15 protein-coding genes, 3 tRNA genes and 1 pseudogene are annotated in these 17,072 nt (G+C 61.3%); 8 read left to right on the plus strand and 11 right to left on the minus strand.

Going from position 1 to position 17,072, the window contains the following annotated elements:
* Window positions 1–14: 14 nt before the first annotated feature.
* The 3 genes from rpoZ to HV770_RS05145 all read left to right on the plus strand — a co-directional run bounded on the left by rpoZ (window position 15) and on the right by HV770_RS05145 (window position 3,280).
* Window positions 15–218 (plus strand): DNA-directed RNA polymerase subunit omega, encoded by a 204-nt coding sequence (rpoZ, locus tag HV770_RS05135; RefSeq protein ID WP_044848533.1) that lies wholly within the window; start codon window positions 15–17, stop codon window positions 216–218.
* A gap of 100 nt (window positions 219–318) precedes the next feature.
* A complete protein-coding gene (locus HV770_RS05140) occupies window positions 319–2,673 on the plus strand; it encodes a RelA/SpoT family protein (RefSeq protein ID WP_175158382.1) in 2,355 nt (784 codons plus the stop codon).
* Between the two features lie 118 nt (window positions 2,674–2,791).
* Window positions 2,792–3,280, plus strand: coding sequence for a phage protein NinX family protein (locus HV770_RS05145; protein ID WP_175158383.1), 489 nt, complete (start codon window positions 2,792–2,794; stop codon window positions 3,278–3,280).
* A gap of 91 nt (window positions 3,281–3,371) precedes the next feature.
* Here the strand turns inward: HV770_RS05145 and HV770_RS05150 are convergent.
* Window positions 3,372–3,448, minus strand: a tRNA-Arg gene (locus HV770_RS05150).
* A 76-nt stretch (window positions 3,449–3,524) separates the two neighbouring features.
* Window positions 3,525–3,601: transfer RNA gene (locus HV770_RS05155), tRNA-Arg, on the minus strand.
* Between the two features lie 121 nt (window positions 3,602–3,722).
* Between HV770_RS05155 and greB the strand changes: the two genes are divergently transcribed.
* Window positions 3,723–4,292, plus strand: coding sequence for a transcription elongation factor GreB (greB, locus tag HV770_RS05160; protein WP_175158384.1), 570 nt, complete (start codon window positions 3,723–3,725; stop codon window positions 4,290–4,292).
* A gap of 79 nt (window positions 4,293–4,371) precedes the next feature.
* Here the strand turns inward: greB and HV770_RS39640 are convergent, their stop codons facing one another.
* The 3 genes from HV770_RS39640 to HV770_RS05175 all read right to left on the minus strand — a co-directional run bounded on the left by HV770_RS39640 (window position 4,372) and on the right by HV770_RS05175 (window position 6,690).
* Window positions 4,372–4,641, minus strand: a complete 270-nt coding sequence (locus HV770_RS39640; protein WP_425497368.1) for a transposase — start codon at window positions 4,639–4,641, stop codon at window positions 4,372–4,374.
* Window positions 4,642–4,762: 121 nt separating this feature from the next.
* Window positions 4,763–5,911, minus strand: coding sequence for a porin (locus HV770_RS05170; protein ID WP_175158386.1), 1,149 nt, complete (start codon window positions 5,909–5,911; stop codon window positions 4,763–4,765).
* Window positions 5,912–6,447: 536 nt separating this feature from the next.
* On the minus strand, window positions 6,448–6,690 hold the full coding sequence (locus tag HV770_RS05175; protein WP_175158387.1) for a hypothetical protein: 243 nt from the start codon (window positions 6,688–6,690) through the stop codon (window positions 6,448–6,450).
* A gap of 441 nt (window positions 6,691–7,131) precedes the next feature.
* Between HV770_RS05175 and HV770_RS05180 the strand changes: the two genes are divergently transcribed.
* A complete protein-coding gene (locus HV770_RS05180; protein WP_175158388.1) occupies window positions 7,132–7,335 on the plus strand; it encodes a cold-shock protein in 204 nt (67 codons plus the stop codon).
* Between the two features lie 339 nt (window positions 7,336–7,674).
* Window positions 7,675–8,826, plus strand: coding sequence for an exonuclease domain-containing protein (locus HV770_RS05185; RefSeq protein WP_175158389.1), 1,152 nt, complete (start codon window positions 7,675–7,677; stop codon window positions 8,824–8,826).
* A 113-nt stretch (window positions 8,827–8,939) separates the two neighbouring features.
* On the opposite strand, the gene HV770_RS05190 is transcribed toward HV770_RS05185, so the two are convergent.
* The gene (locus tag HV770_RS05190; RefSeq protein ID WP_175158390.1) at window positions 8,940–9,536 is read right to left on the minus strand and encodes a chorismate mutase; all 597 of its coding nucleotides are present in this window, start codon (window positions 9,534–9,536) and stop codon (window positions 8,940–8,942) included.
* Between the two features lie 282 nt (window positions 9,537–9,818).
* Entirely contained in the window at window positions 9,819–9,968 is a 150-nt protein-coding gene (locus HV770_RS05195) for a hypothetical protein (RefSeq protein ID WP_175158391.1), read from the minus strand.
* A gap of 873 nt (window positions 9,969–10,841) precedes the next feature.
* Here HV770_RS05195 and HV770_RS05200 point away from each other — a divergent pair.
* Window positions 10,842–11,042, plus strand: a complete 201-nt coding sequence (locus HV770_RS05200; RefSeq protein WP_175158392.1) for a hypothetical protein — start codon at window positions 10,842–10,844, stop codon at window positions 11,040–11,042.
* A 501-nt stretch (window positions 11,043–11,543) separates the two neighbouring features.
* On the opposite strand, the gene HV770_RS05205 is transcribed toward HV770_RS05200, so the two are convergent.
* The 4 genes and pseudogenes from HV770_RS05205 to pepN form a co-directional block, all read right to left on the minus strand.
* A tRNA-Thr gene (locus HV770_RS05205) sits at window positions 11,544–11,619 on the minus strand.
* 55 nt (window positions 11,620–11,674) lie between these two features.
* The gene (locus HV770_RS05210) at window positions 11,675–12,691 is read right to left on the minus strand and encodes a class 1 fructose-bisphosphatase (protein ID WP_175158393.1); all 1,017 of its coding nucleotides are present in this window, start codon (window positions 12,689–12,691) and stop codon (window positions 11,675–11,677) included.
* 121 nt (window positions 12,692–12,812) lie between these two features.
* Window positions 12,813–13,025 (minus strand): annotated as a pseudogene (locus tag HV770_RS38425) (HigA family addiction module antitoxin); the annotation flags it as partial.
* Window positions 13,026–13,381: 356 nt separating this feature from the next.
* Window positions 13,382–16,078, minus strand: a complete 2,697-nt coding sequence (gene pepN / locus HV770_RS05215; protein WP_175158394.1) for an aminopeptidase N — start codon at window positions 16,076–16,078, stop codon at window positions 13,382–13,384.
* A 229-nt stretch (window positions 16,079–16,307) separates the two neighbouring features.
* On the opposite strand from pepN, the gene HV770_RS05220 reads away from it, so the two are divergent.
* Entirely contained in the window at window positions 16,308–17,006 is a 699-nt protein-coding gene (locus HV770_RS05220; protein WP_175158395.1) for a DUF4136 domain-containing protein, read from the plus strand.
* Window positions 17,007–17,072: the final 66 nt, after the last annotated feature.

The following is a 17,072-nucleotide window of genomic DNA, read 5'->3' on the forward strand; positions in this document are numbered from 1 at the left end:
AGAAGGAACCCAACATGGCCCGCATTACCGTCGAAGACTGCCTCAAACAGATCCCGAACCGTTTCGAACTCGCGCTTGCCGCAACCTATCGCGCGCGTCAGCTCGCTCAAGGCCACACGCCGAAGATCGAAAGCCGCGACAAGCCCACCGTCGTCGCGCTGCGCGAAATCGCATCCGGCCAGGTCGGCGTCGAAATGCTGAAGAAGGTGCCGGTTTAAGGCGCAGTGTTCCGTTTTCGATTGCCACGTATTTGCCACACCCAGTTGCATCACTAACGTACAGACCGGCGTCCAACCCTAACCCGCTACGGAGGCGACCATGAGTGCTACCCCGCCCGCCGCCACGGAAGCGGACCACGACGCCGACTCACCCTCGTCTGCACGGAAGTACATCGACGCGGTCCTGGAACAATCGTTCCGCCATCTGTTCGGACCCACCGCCACGCCGGAGCAACCGCGCCGGCATGACGTCGTCTCCATCGCCAAACTGACGTCCGTGTTGTCCGGCTATCTGCAGCCGGAAGAGATCAAGGACATCAAGGCGGCGTTCCATTTCAGCGACGAAGCCCACCTCGGCCAGTACCGCCAGAGTGGCGAGCCTTACATCACGCATCCTGTCGCCGTCGCGGAAATGTGCGCCGGCTGGAATCTCGACGCCCAGTCGATCATGGCGGCGCTGCTGCACGACGTGATGGAAGACCAGGGCGTGACCAAGGCCGAACTCGCCGAGCGCTTCGGTGCGAAGGTCGCGGAACTGGTCGACGGCCTGTCGAAGCTGGACAAGATGGAGTTTCGCAATCGCGAAGAAGCGCAGGCGGAAAACTTCCGCAAGATGCTGCTCGCGATGGCGCGCGACGTCCGCGTGATTCTGGTGAAGCTCGCCGACCGGCTGCACAACATGCGCACGCTCGGCGCGGTGCCGCCGGAAAAGCGCCGCCGCGTGGCCCGCGAGACGCTGGATATCTACGCGCCCATCGCCCACCGCCTGGGCCTGAACAACACCTATCGCGAACTGCAGGATCTCAGCTTCGCCAACTTCAATCCGCATCGGTACGCCACGCTCGAAAAAGCCGTCAAGGCGGCGCGCGGCAACCGGCGCGAGGTGGTGGGCAAGATTCTGGAGTCGGTGCAGCGCGCCATCGCCGACGCGAAGATCGACGCCGAAGTCACCGGCCGCGAGAAAACCATCTTCAGTATCTACAAGAAGATGCGCGACAAGCAGTTGTCGTTCTCGCAGGTGCTCGACGTGTACGGCTTCCGTGTGGTGGTCGAAAGCGCGCTGGAGTGCTACACCTGCATCGGCGCGCTGCATGCCTTGTATAAGCCCGTGCCGGGCAAGTTCAAGGACTACATCGCGATCCCCAAGGTGAACGGCTATCAGTCGTTGCATACCACGCTGGTCGGCCCGTTCGGCGCGCCGATCGAGTTCCAGGTGCGCACGCGCAAGATGCACGAGATCGCCGAAGCGGGCGTGGCCGCGCACTGGCTGTACAAGAACGGCAGCGCGGATCTGAACGATGTGCAGAAACGCGCGCACCAGTGGCTGAAGTCGCTGCTCGACATTCAGAGCGAAGCGGGCGATTCGAGCGAGTTCCTCGAGCACGTCAAGATCGACCTGTTCCCGGACGCAGTTTATGTGTTCACGCCGAAGTCGAAGATCATGGCGCTGCCGCGCGGCGCCACCGCGCTCGATTTCGCGTATTCGATCCACAGCGACCTGGGCAACCAATGCGTCGCGGTGAAGATCAACAATGAACTGCTGCCCTTGCGCACCGAGTTGAAGAGCGGCGATATCGTCGAAGTGATCACGGCGCCGTACTCGAAGCCGAATCCGGCATGGCTCGGTTTCGTGCGCAGCGGCAAGGCGCGTTCGGCCATTCGCCACTATCTGAAGACGATGCGGCTGAACGAGTCCGTGCAACTCGGCGAGCGTTTGGTCGACCAGGCGCTGAAGGGCTACGGACTCGCGCTGTCGGATGTGACGCCGGAAGCGTGGGAAAAACTCGTGCAGTGGACGGGCAACAAGAACCGTCAGGAAATTTTCGCGGACATCGGTCTCGGCCGGCGTGTCGCGGCGGTGATGGCCAAGCGCATCGAAGTGCTGATGAGCGGGCGCGACGCCGACGACGACGGCTCGCGCTCGGGGTCCACGCCGCATGCGCCGCCAGTGGTCATCACGGGCACCGAGGGCATGTCGGTGCAGTTGTCCGCCTGCTGTCGTCCGATTCCGGGCGACGACATCATGGGCTATATCGGCATCGGTCTTGGCATGGCCATCCACACCACCGACTGCCGCGTCGCGCAGCGCATCCACAAGCGCGATCCGGGCCGCTGGATCGACGTCGCGTGGGCGCCGCAGCCGGGCCGCCTGTTCGACGTCGCCGTGAAGGTGCTGGTCAAGAACACCAAGGGCGTGTTTGCCCGCGTGGCGGCCGACATCACGTCGGCGGATGCGAACATCGTCCATATCGCGATGGACGAAGATCTTTCGCAGGAATCCACGGTGCTGCGCTTCGTCATTCAGGTCAGCGATCGCGTTCATCTGGCCAACGTGATGCGCCGCGTGCGTACGAACCCGGACGTCATGCGCATTGCGCGTGAACGGCCGAGCGAAGAAGGGCATCACCGTCACGAAGGCGGCATGCGAATCGATCGCGAGCGCGCGGACTACTGAGCGCGGTTTTGCGCCGCTGGTTCGCCTTGGCGTACTCAGCGGGCGCCAGATGTTCTCTGCTCTTATCTGAACGTGCCGGCTACCGGCAAGTCTCACCTGAAACTCTGGGAGAACGCTGATGAAAGTAGCCGAGCTCAACGGCGTGGCGCTCGATTATTGGGTGGCCCGCAGCCTGCACGACTTCGTGCGCGAAATCTATTTTACCGACAGCGGCGAAACCGTTTCGATTCGCGGCAATGACCGCGGCCGTCCATGGGACGGGCGCTTCACGCCATCCACATCGTGGGAGGCGGCCGCGGCGGTCCTCGAGCGTGCGCAGCGGCTCGAAGTCAGTGAGCGGACCGATGGCGGCGCGGCGCACTGTGTCGCGGAGTTTCACGGCGGGCAGCGGGCCGTCGAAGGGCGGGGCGATTCATTGCGGGTGGCGTTGCTGCGAGCGTTCGTCGCAAGCCGTTTCGGCGATAGCGTGGACGAAGTGCTGCGCGAGCCGCAAGCGCTGACCGGCGACCGGGTTCGGCCGATCGGCGAGCGCACGTCCGGGGATGTTGTCGAGGATGTGCCGAGCCCGGATGGGCGAATTGGAGATATCCAGTCGCCGCCGCGGTAACCTGAGGGTGATGCGAGCAGAGTGCCCGAGCGCTTGCGCAAAAGCACGAGACAAAAACAAAGGGCCTTCCGAATAGAAGGCCCTTCATAGGTGGTGCGGCTGGCAGGATTCGAACCCACGACCCCTTGGTTCGTAGCCAAGTACTCTATCCAACTGAGCTACAGCCGCACGCTTAAACCGGTGATGCTTGCTGCAATGAAACTGGGTGAAACTGAGGACTTCCGGCAGGAAACCCTCGAATAGTTGGTGCGGCTGGCAGGATTCGAACCCACGACCCCTTGGTTCGTAGCCAAGTACTCTATCCAACTGAGCTACAGCCGCACACAGAAACGAGATTATAGCCAAACGTTTTGGAAAATGGAAGCGTGTAACCGCGATTTGTCTCGTGGGCCTGATCGTGTACCCTTGATAGGCAGTCGATTGCTGCAGTTAACGGACCATCATGAACAAGGCCTTTGTCAAAGAGTCGAGTGAAGAGAATGACGACGACCTCGACGTCGCCCAGCCGGAAGTCCCCGCGGGTACCAAAAACTACATCACGCCTGGCGGTTACCGGCGCATGCGCGATGAACTGCTGAATCTGATCGATGTCGAGCGGCCGGAAGTGGTCAGACTCGTGTCGTGGGCGGCGTCGAACGGCGATCGCTCGGAGAATGGCGACTACATCTACGGCAAGCGCCGCTTGCGCGAGATCGACCGGCGAATCCGTTTTCTGACCAAGCGTCTGGACCTCGCTGAAGTCGTGGATAGCAGCAAACAGGAGAACGTCGATCAGGTTTTCTTCGGCGCGACCGTCGACTATGCGACGGAAGACGGCGCCGCGCATGCCGTGACAATTGTCGGGATCGACGAGGTTGATCTGGATATCGGGCACGTGAGCTGGATTTCGCCGATTGCCCGTGCGCTGCTCAAGGCAAAGATCGGCGATACGGTCACGTTGTTCACGCCGGCCGGTCCGCAGCCGATCGATATTCTCGACGTCAAGTACCCGCCGCCGGATCCGGGCGGATAAGCGCGCCCACGGCGTGCTTGATATCGATGAGGGCGGGGAGCGGATCAGACGGTCTCGTTGAAATCCTCCGCGCTGCTGCTCAACGTGGGGCAGCAGGGAGCGTTTCTCTGCTATGGGCAAGCAGTGCAGGCACCCGATCGACCACGCCGCTACGCTTCCAGTTCAGATACCTCGCGTAGCAGGTTTGTTGCGGCGGCTTGTGTGCGGGAAGGCACATGCAGCGCTCGCCGGTACACTCGATCCATAGAATGGCTTCGGGCACACGGCGCGCGACTCGGCGGCCGGGTGTCCGATGGCCTTTTGCATGGCTGCCGGCGGAACAGCTATTGAATGTGCCCCCGCCCGGCACTCGCCAGTCGCTCTATCTCGTCTGTTCCTCAAAAGCATCGTAGGGCGCATGTAGACGGGGCGAAAAAAAGGCGCCGCGAACGGCGCCTTCGATACTGCGAGTACTCCGCAGCTCTTGAAGCTTAGAAGCGATGACGCAGACCTGCGGTCACAGCGATTTGCTTGTTGTTGCTCGACGCTGCGCCCAGACCATTGATGCTGGCGTCGACGATGGCGCCCTCGTTGGTTTGCTGATACACGCCTTGCAGGTACACGTCGGTACGCTTGGACAACGAGTATGCGGTTTGCAGGTTGAACTGATTCCAGTGCATATGCGAGCTGGACAGGTTCGCGCGAGTGTACGTATATGCACCGGCGATGCTCAGAGCCGGCGTCAGAGCATAACGGGCATTGGCTTCGAAGTTCTGGAAATGAGCGCTGTTGGTCGGGAAGCCAACGCCACCCGCCACGCCCGACGAGCCCTGGCTGATGCCGGCGAGGCCCGACAGGTTCGTTTGCGAATACACGAGGCCGACCGTTGCCGGGCCGAACGCGTAGTTAGCGCCTGCGCCCCACGTTTGCTGACGTTCAGCGATGAACGTGTTGTCGCCCGAAACCGCACCACCCGAGTTGAACGCAGCGGCTGCAGTGTTCGCGCCGTTGCTGTTCAGTTGCATGTAAGCAGCAGCGACGTTCAGGCCACCCCAGTTGTACGACGCGCCTGCGCTGTACGCACGGTTGTTCGCGAAGCCGGCAGCCTGGTTCGAGAAGCCGTACAACGCGCCGAACTTGAAGCCGCCGTAGTTCGCGCTCTGGTACTTGACCGAGTTATTGATACGGAACGAGTTGTTCAGGTTGTCGTTGTCGAACGGGTGCGCGAACTGCGTACCGCCATATTGCGTGCCCGTCAGCGCCAGCGGGCCGACGTAATCGACCATGCTGTCATACTGACGACCGAGGGTCACGGCGCCGAATTGGTCGCTTGCCAGACCGACGAACGCCTGACGGCCGAACAGACGGCTGTTCTGCTTGAGCGTGCCATCATTGATGCCGAAGCCGTTTTCCAACGTGAAGATGGCCTTCAGACCGCCGCCCAGATCCTCAGCGCCACGCAAGCCGAAACGGCTGCCGTTCACCGAGCCGCTCGTCATCTGCCAGTTGCTGTGGTCGTGCTGGTTGTTCGTATAGGTGATGCCGGCGTCGATCAAGCCGTACAACGTCACGCTGCTTTGCGCATGCGCGGCGGTTGCAAAAACGCCCGTGAGGGCCGCGACCATGAGTGTCTTCTTCATTGTGTAACTCCGAGAGCGAGAGATGTACTTTGAACCCTGGCTTGGGAGACCTTCACACGAGCGCATGTGCTGCGAGAGGCAGATTCGTGTGAAAAGCGCGTTGACCAATTCGCGCTGGTTTCCGGTTAGGCAGAGTTTAGAGAGACACTTCGCAAAGTGGGCGTTCCGATTTTCGCAATAAAGTATTACTCGATCTGAAACGATGTGCGAATGCTGCTTGAGCCTTATGGATAAAGGCTTGCAGCGTTATTGCGGGAGCGGGGTGACGGATTCGCGTTCGATTGCGTTGCTCATTTGCGACACTAAACGATGCAAAAAAACAACGCACCAATATCAAAAACAGGATTGTTGTTGTCTATGCAATAGCAGATTGCTAATTGTGTGAATAATGGAAATGAGTTGTGCGTCTATACTGGAAGTTCTGCTTCTCGAAGCAGACTTTTTCGTTGACGAAAAAGATCTCCAAACCTTTGTCGGCGCGACTCCCCAGTCGCGCTTTTTTTTCGTCTGCGCGCTTCGAATTCGCAGCGCATCACTCAGTGTGCGTGCGCTGCGCCCTCAAGGTCGCTCCAGTCGGTTGTCGGCGGGGCGCTCCAGTCTTCCATCACGTACCGGCGGGCGTCCATCGGGGACGACAGCAGGTTCTGCCAATGATCCCCGTGCCACATGGGATCGAATTCGAACGGCGCCTCGCTGACCGGGTCGGGATGATCCGAAACGCTCTTTGCGTGCAAGGGGGCGAGCCAGACAAAGAGGCGGCGGAGGTGATTGAGCAGCATGGCAATCTCCTGATACACGTTCACTTACAACCACTAGATTCGATCTTCCCGCCGTGAATGTGGCGCAGCAAGTCGGACAAACACTTACTAAATACAGCTTTTGTTACATTTTATTTTCCATAAAGCAGAAAAATTTCCCGTCGTCGGAGGCGCATTTGAAATGTTCGGACAATATTGCCTTGATGGTTTACTCAGTAGTTAATGAATATGCGTTCGGGATTTAATAGTGAAATCCGGTCGTTATCTCGGCATGTGCTAACTGCATATGAAAAATTTACTTGACGACGATTATTCGTTCCCCGTATAACGGCAAGTCTGAATTTCAGCTGTCAGCTCCGGTCTTGGCAGGCTGCCTGATATCAGGGTGGCCGGCGAAGCGACGGTGTTATTCGGACATAAGGGCAATGCCCGATTTTTGTACATCATCGAGGGAAACTGAAAATGGAAACTGGTATCGTCAAATGGTTCAACGATGCTAAGGGTTTTGGCTTCATTACGTCGGATTCGGGTGGAGAAGATCTGTTCGCACATTTTTCCGAAATTCGCGCTGAAGGCTTCAAGTCGCTGAAGGAAAACCAGCGGGTTTCCTTCGAAGTCAAAGCCGGCCCGAAAGGCAAGCAGGCAGCGAACATCCAGCCTCTGTGAGCCGTGCGGGCGCGCCGCCGATTGCCAGAGAGCCCTCGCCCCGTGCGAGGGTTTTTTTATGGCTTGTACAATTTTTCCAGTCAGATCCGTGAGAGTTTTTTGATTAAAGCCGCGTGGCTTGAATGGCGAAGCGTTGATTTTTGGGCGTGGTAGTTATTGTTTTGGATCAAATCGAATAGTGTTCCCCGGTTCGCCGGCCGTGAACGGCATCGGGCGGTTTACGCTAAAAAGGGCGTTCTCTCGGGCGATCGCATCGCGTCGATGCGATGCGATTTGGGTGCGGGCGGGTCAACTAAGGCATACTTGCCGCAAAGCCACGCGTCTAAAGTATCTCTTTCCATGTCCGAACAGTTTTTGCCGGAACCGGCCCTTGATGTACCCATTGTCTTCGTCGACCTCGAAACCACTGGCGGCTCGACCAGTGAGCATCGCATTACCGAGGTCGGCGTCGTCGAAGTAGGCCCGGCCGGCGTGTCGCGCTGGAGCACTCTGGTCGACCCGCAACAGTCGATTCCGTCATTCATCCAGCAGCTCACCGGCATAACGAATGCGATGGTGCGCGGCGCGCCGACCTTCGACGAAATCGCACCGGCGCTGTTCGAACGCCTGAGCGGCAAGCTCTTCGTCGCGCATAACGCCAGTTTCGACCGCGGTTTTCTGCGAGGCGAGTTTCGACGGACCGGGCTCGCGTTTGATCCCGATGTGTTGTGCACCGTGCGTCTGTCGCGCGCATTGTTTCCGACGGAAAAGCGTCATGGTCTGGACGCGCTGGTCGAGCGTCATGGGCTGGTGCCTTCAGACCGCCACCGTGCGCTCGCCGACGCCGATCTGATCTGGCAGTTCTGGCAACGTCTGCACGGCCTCGTGCCGCTGGACGTGCTGCGCGCGCAGATCGAGCGCACCACGCGCCGCTACCGGCTTGCCGGTGACATCACGGAAGATCTGCTCGACACCGCGCCCGCCGGTTGCGGCGTCTACGCTTTTTATGGCGAAGGAGACTCCCCGCTGTACGTCGGGCGAAGCGTGCGCGTACGTCAGCGGTTGCGCTCGCATCTGACAGGTGAGCGGCGTTCGTCGAAGGATATTCGGCTGGCGCAGCAGGTACGGCGTGTCGAGTGGCGTGCGACCGGTGGGGAGCTGGGGGCGATGCTCGCGGAGGCGCAATGGATTGCGACGCTGCGTCCTGGCCATAACCGGCTTCCGCGCGTGACAAAAAGCGACCCGGCGGATGCGCCCTGGCCATTTCAGGGGCCGGTCGTTTTTGAGGAGCGCGAGGAAGCGTCGCAGGCGCGGGCTTTCCATGTCGTCGACCGCTGGCGCTACGTCGGGCATGCGCCGTCGCTCGCGCAGGCGGCCGAGTTGTATGCGTCGAGCGTTGCTGGGTCATTCGAGCTGTCGACGTATCGCATCCTGCAGAGCCATCTTGCACGTGGGCTACGCGTGGTGCCACTGAGCGTTTCGAGCGACGCACCGGCTTCGAGCCTCGCTTGACGCGCGGCCTCACCGCTCAAAGCAAAGCAGGTTCAGTCAATCAGGTGAGCGCAGTTCGGCCGTGCGCGGCAGGCCGAGCGCCTTGGGCCACGTGCTTCGTCCCCCGGTCACGATCAGCCAGTCGCGCCCACGCCGCCCGTTTCGCACACGTGACCTAGCGCGCGCGTCAATGCGCTCGCGTGAGCAGAGTCGTAGCGGGTCAGCGATTTCCAGTTGGCAAGCGATTGCGCGACGCGCGACGGGCAGTCGTCCGCCGTGCGCAGCGGCTGCACACGCGCAAGACTGGTTACGAGCGATTGCGTCAGCCGGTCCAACTGCGGCCTCGTGCTGGTCGCGAGGTCGGGCGCGGGCCCTTGCGGCGGTTGCGTGCTGCGCCAGGTCGCAAACAGCGCGTTCTGCACGTCCTTGCTTGCGTCGATCTGATCCTGGAAGAACGCACGGGCGAACGCCGGGTCGACGTTCGCCGCCGTGGCGCGCTTTTCGACATCGGCAAGCAGTGCGTTCTCGCGCGGCGTATCGGTAATCGCCTGATGGTTGGCCCACTTCCAGCGCGCGACCGGTTCCGCGAGCGCGAGGCGCTGCGAAGCCAACGCAATCAGATTCGTGAGCGCCGTGTCGTCGCCGTCGGCGACGGCGGGGGACGGGGCGAGGGCGACGCAAGCGGCCAACGCGAGTGCGCAGGATGCGCCAAATCGATACGAGCGATTCATGGGAAATGGACTTGGCCGAATGGCCGCTGAAGAAAACCAGAAGAATAAATGATGCGGCGGTCGCGGAGCGTTTAGTCCGACCGACAGTCAGTGTCCGGTTGTCAGACGCATGAACCGGAAGCGCGCGCGATGAGACGCCGCGGTCCGAAAAGTCGGACGGCGCGCGCTTCAGCCGAGCCGAACTAGCGTCGCGCGCCGCACGCAAGACGCTTAGTGGGACGCGCGCTCACACCGCGCGTCCGCTACGCGCGGAATTCGATGCTGCATCGCGCCACTGTCCAATTACTTGGAGTCGCACGACCTACGTTGTTCGTCGAAAAATGCGCGCACGTGCTCAGGCAATTCGGCACCCAGAAACTCGACGCCAGCGGGTTCCGGATCCGGGCAAAAGACTTTATCCGGGGTCGGAATCTTCGTTGGTTTGGCATCCATGATCTTTCTCCTTTACCAACCGATTATCTGCCTCGGTCGCTGTTTTGCACCAGTGTGAGATGCTGGTCGGATGTTCTCTGTTGCTTTAACGGCACAAGCCAACACTTCAACAGAGTGTTTGAATAGAATTTATCGTCTGCCTATTGTCGTGCGATTCTTCCGCGCGAATCAAAATCAGTCCGGCCTGCTGCGTCGTGTCCTTCCCCGCCTTGTCCCAGCGGCTTCGCGCCCGAAGGCCCCTTTGGCGCCCGCGCGATACACACTGCCGATGACTTTCGTGTGACCAAATCGGCGTATTTCGTGCGGTGCAGCATCGGCAGGATTTTCTCGATAAGTGACTGAACGTTCGTTAATTACCGATGCACCTAGTCTCGATCGTCGTCGTCTCCCTACTGTTTCGTAAACGATTGATTTACGGTTTCGTTGACGAAATTAACCTTTATTAAGGTTTTTCTTCGAAGACTCGCGAATTCACAATCGGCATCAGTTCGAACTCAAGTCTTGAACGACTTGGCGTGGCGAGCGAAACAGCTGATCGCCCGCCGAACCGAGTCGCGCATTGCGGGGCAAAGGGGCGGCCACGCCTGTCCTGGAAGAGGGTGTGCCTTCGCGTCGGCAGTGCGCGTTGGCGTGCATTCATGTTCCGACTCAGGTCGGCGAGATTAGAAGCGCGACCGCGAATGACCCCCCGCGTTTCTGCACGCGATGCCACGCTCGGCTTTCGCGCCAAAACATCCTCACCGGATGAGATGCCGCTCAACGCAGCCGCCGCCTATGCTTGAAGGAGCTATCTCCCACACGACGTGCGGTGGCTAACGGACGCGGCTATCCCCGACGCGGACGATGTCAGTCTTCGCTCTTTGGAGAAGTTCCATGGAAAACGCTGTCTACTGGAAAGGACGTCAAGTCGGAATCGAATGTGCCGGCAGAATCTTGTGGTTTGCGTCGGCGCCGCAGGCAGCGGTCGCCGCGTACGGCAAGGCACGAGAAGAGCCGGCGGTGGCGGAGGATTCCATCGTGGCCCGCAACCTCGTCATGACGCAGTCATATGACCGCTCGCATTTTCGAGGATGATCAGCGCGGCCGCTTTCATCGAACTGGCTCCGAAGGGAGTCAATGAAACCCGACTTGCTCCTGGCGCGAGCGAATTGAACATTGGCCGTTCGCGTCGCGGAATTCTCTTATTGCGCGACGGAGCGCTTGACGCATTAACGTCGTCGTATGAGCTTTACCGCTTCAACCGGAAAGCAGGTTCACAAGGGCTCGAGCCAGCGAGTTCTGAATGACGGCTGCGCGACAACTCCGTTCAAATGAACTTACGGGACGCGGACGACTCCTCGCCGGCACGTGCAGTCGACCTGCGTCAGGTTGATCAGCGCGAATGTTTCGCCCATCTCTTCCTGTTTCCGCTTTGCACGAAAGCGCGGTGACATTGTTCGGCGCTGAGCCGATATTTTGAGATGCGTGGATCGACGTAGTGAGCGATGCGGATCGCACGCGCGTCTGTCTCGTCGATGGACACCCAGAAAGCAAAAAGCCCAGTCGCAAGGACTGGGCTTTTTGCTTGAATCTTGATGGTGCCGGAAAGAGGAATCGAACCCCCGACCTTCGCATTACGAATGCGCTGCTCTACCGTCTGAGCTATTCCGGCATCAGGAGAAACGAGATTATAGGGACTTCTTCAGCAGCTTGGCAAGTCCCCTAACTCATTTTTTTATTTCGAGATGGTAGCGGGTGACGCGATCGACCTCGTTCTTCGAGCCGAGGAACACCGCTACGCGCTCGTGCAGGCTTTTCGGCTGAATGTCCAGAATGCGTTTTTCGCCGTTGGTCGCCGCGCCGCCCGCCTGCTCGACGATAAACGCCATCGGGTTCGCTTCGTACATCAGGCGCAGCTTGCCCGGCTTGTCCGGCGTGCGCTTGTCAGCGGGGTACATGAAGATGCCGCCACGATTCAGGATACGGTGCACGTCCGCGACCATCGACGCGATCCAGCGCATGTTGAAATCGCTCTGGCGTGAACCATCCTTGCCGGCCTTCAATTCGCCGATGTATTGCTCGACCGGCGGATACCAGTGTCGCTCGTTCGACGCGTTGATCGCATACTCGCGCGTTTCGACCGGAATGCACATGTCGCTTTGCGTGAGCACCCACGATCCGAGTTCGCGGTCGAGCGTGAAGCAATTCACGCCGTTGCCCGTGGTCAGCACGAGCACGGTTTGCGGACCGTACACTGCGTAACCCGCGGCGACCTGTTGCGTGCCCGGTTGCAGGAACGACTGCTCGGTTGGCTGCTGGCCGTCCGGGCAACGCAGCACCGAGAAGATCGTGCCGATCGACACATTGACGTCGATGTTCGACGAGCCGTCGAGCGGATCGAACACCAGCAGATATTCGCCCTTGGGATAGTTCGCCGGAATCGGGAAGAACTGTTCCATTTCCTCGGATGCCATGCCGGCCAGGTTGCCGCCCCATTCATTGGCTTCGAGCAGGATTTCGTTCGACAGGATGTCGAGCTTCTTCTGCACTTCGCCCTGTACGTTCTCGCTGCCCGCGGTGCCTAGCGCATCGCCGAGCGCGCCTTTGCTGACGTGGTAGCTGATCGCCTTGCATGCACGCGCGACGACTTCGATCAAAAGGCGCAGGTCGGCTGGCAGGTTATTGGTCTCGCGCTGCTGCTCGATCAGGTACTTCGTGAGAGTGGTACGACGTTGCAAAGCCATTGCTGTGCTCCGGGAAGGCTAGAGGAATATCCCGATTTTACCCGCTCGGTGTGTCTGCTCTGTGCTTTTAAGCGCGAAGAGCGTGCGTTGATGCGGCCGGCGCTGTGCGGCGCGGGCGTCATCAGGCTTTGCGGCGTGCTTTGCCGGCGGCGTGGCTGCCCCGCACGCTGACCGCGAGCGCTGCTGCGCGGGCATGCTCGGCCGACACTCTCGGCATTTTCGGGCGATCCGCCCGGGGCATCGGTTCGATCTCCCGTTCGATCTGCTCGCCGGCCGCCGCGGTGGCGACGCGCAGGTCGTAGGCGATCTGCAGGTTGAGCCAGAATTGCGCGCTCGGTTACTGGGCGGCGCGCGCAGACTCATGATGGAGTCGGCGCATCGATCATCCGCAGCCTGTGGCGTGCGAGCGTCTGGATGTGACGCGGCAATGAGTGCACGAACTCGCCTTGAAAGGTTCTCGCAGTAGTTTTGTCGCCGAATGTCGTGATCATAGAGATCACATAACGCATGGCGTTAAACGCAAGCCGTTAAGTGAATGCGTTTGCTTTCGCCCCGCCGGCGTCAGACGAACAGTCGTCCAGATGGCTAACGCCTACTTCGCCAAGTACGGACGCCGGCGCCTAACTCAGGACAAAAAAAGCCGGCAACGCGTGCCGGCTTGTCGAAGCGAGTGCCGCTGTCAGGCGGCGATCAGGCCAAGGCTTTTTCCACGATCTCGCGCACGTCGCGCGACTTCACCTGTGACGCCACTTTCTCCAGCGCCGCGCGCATGCCTTCGCGCAGCGCCGGTGTGAAGCGGCGCCACAATTCGAGCGAGCGGGCGAGGCGGGCGGCCACTTGCGGATTGATCGCATCGAGCGCGATCACCTGATCGGCCCAGAACGCGTAGCCCGAGCCGTCTTCGGCGTGGAATTGCGCGGGGTTCGCCGCACAGAAGCTGAAGATCAGCGAACGCGCGCGGTTCGGATTTTTCAGATTGAAGGCCGGATGCGTCATCAGCTTGCGCACGATGTCGATCACCGGACGTTGCGCGCTGCCGCGCTGCGTGGCCTGCAAGGCGAACCATTTGTCGATGACGAGCGGCTCCTTTTCGAAGCGCCGGTAGAAGTCGTCGAGCGCCTGCTGCGCCTGAACGCTGCCGCCGTTGGCGGCAGCCGCGTTGAGCAGCGCGGAGAGCGCCGCCGCGCGGTCGGTCATGTTGTTCGCCGCGTCGTATTGCGCGGACGCGAGGCGCACCGCCTCGGCGGGATCGTCCAGCTCCGCGAGATACGACAGTGCGAGATTCTTCAGCGCGCGATGGCCGCCCGCCTCGGGCGTCGCCTCGTAGGCGCCCGGCGTGCGATGCTGCTCATATACTTTGAGCCAGTCGTTTTTGAGCGCATTCGCGAGACGCTTGCGCACGAACTGCCGGGCGGCATGCACGGCCGCCGGATTCGACTCGGCCATCTGCTCGGCCAGGTACGCTTCGGACGGCAGCATCAGCGCGAGTTCGCGGAACGCCGGCGACAGTGTTTCGTCGGTGAGCACGCGCGCAAACGCGGCGACCACCGAGTCGTCGAGTTGCAGCGGCACGCCCGAGGCCGCGCGGCCGGCGAGCGCCATCAGCTCGCGAGTGGCGAGCCGTTGGCCGGCTTCCCAACGGTTGAACGGATCGCTGTCGTGCGCGAGCAGGAACGCGAGCTGGTCCGCCGAGTAGTCGTATTCGACGATCACCGGCGCGGAGAAATTGCGCAGCAGCGACGGCAGCGGCTCCTGCGCGACGTCGACGAACGTGAAGGTCTGTTCGGTTTGCGTGAATTCGAGCACGCGCGTGGTGGCGGCCGACGCCTTCGCTTCGCCTTCCAGCTTGAGCGGCAAATCCGTGCCGTCCTTGCCGATCAGGCCGATCGCAAACGGAATCAGCAGCGGTCCTTTTTGCGTTTCGCGCGCGGCCGCCGGAGCGTCGCCGTAACCTTGGCGCAGCGTCACGCTGTAGCGCCGCTGCGCGGCGTCGTACTGGGCGCGCACGGACACCCGGGGGGTGCCGGCCTGGCTGTACCAGCGCTCGAACTGCGCGAGGTCGCGGCCGTTCGCGTCGGCGAGCGCGTGGCGGAAGTCGTCGCAGGTCACGGCCTGGCCGTCATGGCGCTTGAAGTACAGGTCCATGCCCTTGCGGAAGCCGTCACGGCCGAACAGCGTCTGATACATCCGCACGACTTCCGAGCCTTTCTCGTAGACGGTCATCGTGTAGAAGTTGTTGATTTCGACGTAGCTTTCCGGACGCACCGGATGTGCCATCGGACCCGCGTCCTCGGCAAACTGCATCTGGCGCAGCACGCGCACGTCCTCGATGCGCTTGGTCGCGCGCGCGGCTTCGTCCGTCGCGCCGCCGGCCATGTCGGCCGAGAATTCCTGATCGCGGAACACCGTCAGGCCTTCCTTCAGGCTCAGCTGGAACCAGTCGCGGCAGGTTACGCGGTTGCCGGTCCAGTTGTGGAAGTACTCATGGCCGACCACCGCCTCAATGTTCGCGAAGTCGGTGTCGGTTGCCGTTTCGGGGTTCGCCAGCACGTACTTCGTGTTGAAGATGTTGAGCCCCTTGTTTTCCATCGCGCCCATGTTGAAGTCGCTCACCGCGACGATCATGAAGCGGTCCAGATCGAGTTCGAGCCCGAAGCGTTCTTCGTCCCAGCGGATCGAATGGATCAGCGAATCCATGGCGTGACGGGTCTTGTCCAGATCGTGCGGCTCGACCCACACCTGCAGCAGCTTTTCCTTGCCCGAGCCGCTCTTCACGCGTTCTTCGAGTGCGACCAGCTTGCCCGCGACCAGCGCGAACAGATAGCTAGGTTTCCTGAACGGATCTTCCCAGCGCGCGAAATGACGGCCGTCCGGCAACTCGCCTTCTTCGAGCAGATTGCCATTCGATAGCAGTACCGGATAGTCGGCCTGGCTCGCGCGCAGCGTGACCGTGAAGGTCGCCATCACATCCGGGCGGTCGAGGAAATAGGTGATGCGGCGAAAGCCTTCGGCCTCGCACTGCGTGAAGAAGTTGCCGCCCGATACATAGAGGCCCGACAGCGTGGTGTTCGCGGCCGGATTGCAGATGCTGGTGAGCGTCAGTTCGAAGCTGTCCGGCACGTTGTCGAGCAGCAGTCCGTGCTCGTGCGCATGCGCGTTGGCGAACGGCTGGCCGTCGATTTGCGCGCCGACGAACTCCAGTTGCTCGCCCATCAGTTCGAGATGCGCGGCGCGGGACGCGTCCGGGTTGCGGCGCACGCGCATCGTATTCCTGACGACCGTGCGTTCGGGAACCAGATCGAACTCCAGCGCGACGGTGTCGATCAGGAAGGCGGGCGGCGCGTAATCGGCGCGGCGGATCACATTGGGCGTTGCGGTATCGGCCATGGCGTTCTGTAGTGTTGGTACTCGAGCGGTCAGGCGCGCGAAGGGCACGCAAGCCGGGCTGGTCGGGCCATTGTACAAAGCCTCGGGCAATCGTGCGGAGCGAACTTTTTACCGGTTCGCGGAGTCAGCGTCTTATCGGGCACCCGCGCGTGAAAAAGCCGCGTGCGCGTTCGACGCAGCGGTCATCACTGGCGATAATGGGCAATTCAAAGGCCTCACGAGGTAGACCATGAATATCGATCGATGGACCCGCCGCGTCACGCTGCTGTTGGCCGCGCTGGCGGTGCTCCTGTCCGGCTGCACGACCTACGTGACGACTCAGGTCACGGCGTTCTCCGACTGGAGCGGCAGCGACGCCACCCGCACCTTCGCGTTCACGCGGGCGCCGGATCAGCAGAACAATCTCGAACTCGCCACCTACGAGCGCATGGTCGCCAGCGAACTCGCGGCGCATGCGTTCCGTGAAGTCGACGGCGCACAAGCGCGCTATCTGGTCGGACTCTCGTACGGCATCCGCTCGGACATGGTGACGGTTGCGCAACCGGTGTACTACAACCCGTGGCCGTCGCCGTACTGGGGCCGGCCGTTCGATCCGTGGGGACCGTGGGGTCCGTATCCGGCCACATATGTGAACCAGACCTATCCGATTTTCACGCATCTGCTGGGCATACGGATCACCGAGCGCGCGACCGGCAAGGAGGTCTACAACGTGACGGCCCGCAACTCGGGCGGCGAGTCGTCGCTGGTGAGGGCGATGCCGTATCTGGCGCGCAGCGCGCTGGCCGATTTCCCGCTCGGCAATGGCGCAGTGCATACGGTGAAGATTCCGCGCGGCGAGGGCGGCGGCCCAGCGAACGAAGTGGTCGCGACCGGCAGCGCGCCGGCCGGGGTGCCGGTTCCGGCGTCGGGCGCCAAGGCGGCGGAGTAGGCGACGGGCAGCGTGGCGCAGGTGGAAGCGCAATAAGAACGGCCCGGCGGGTTATCCCTGCCGGGC

Origin of the sequence: Paraburkholderia fynbosensis (assembly GCF_902859935.1) — a bacterium.
Taxonomy (GTDB): Bacteria; Pseudomonadota; Gammaproteobacteria; order Burkholderiales; family Burkholderiaceae; genus Paraburkholderia; species Paraburkholderia fynbosensis.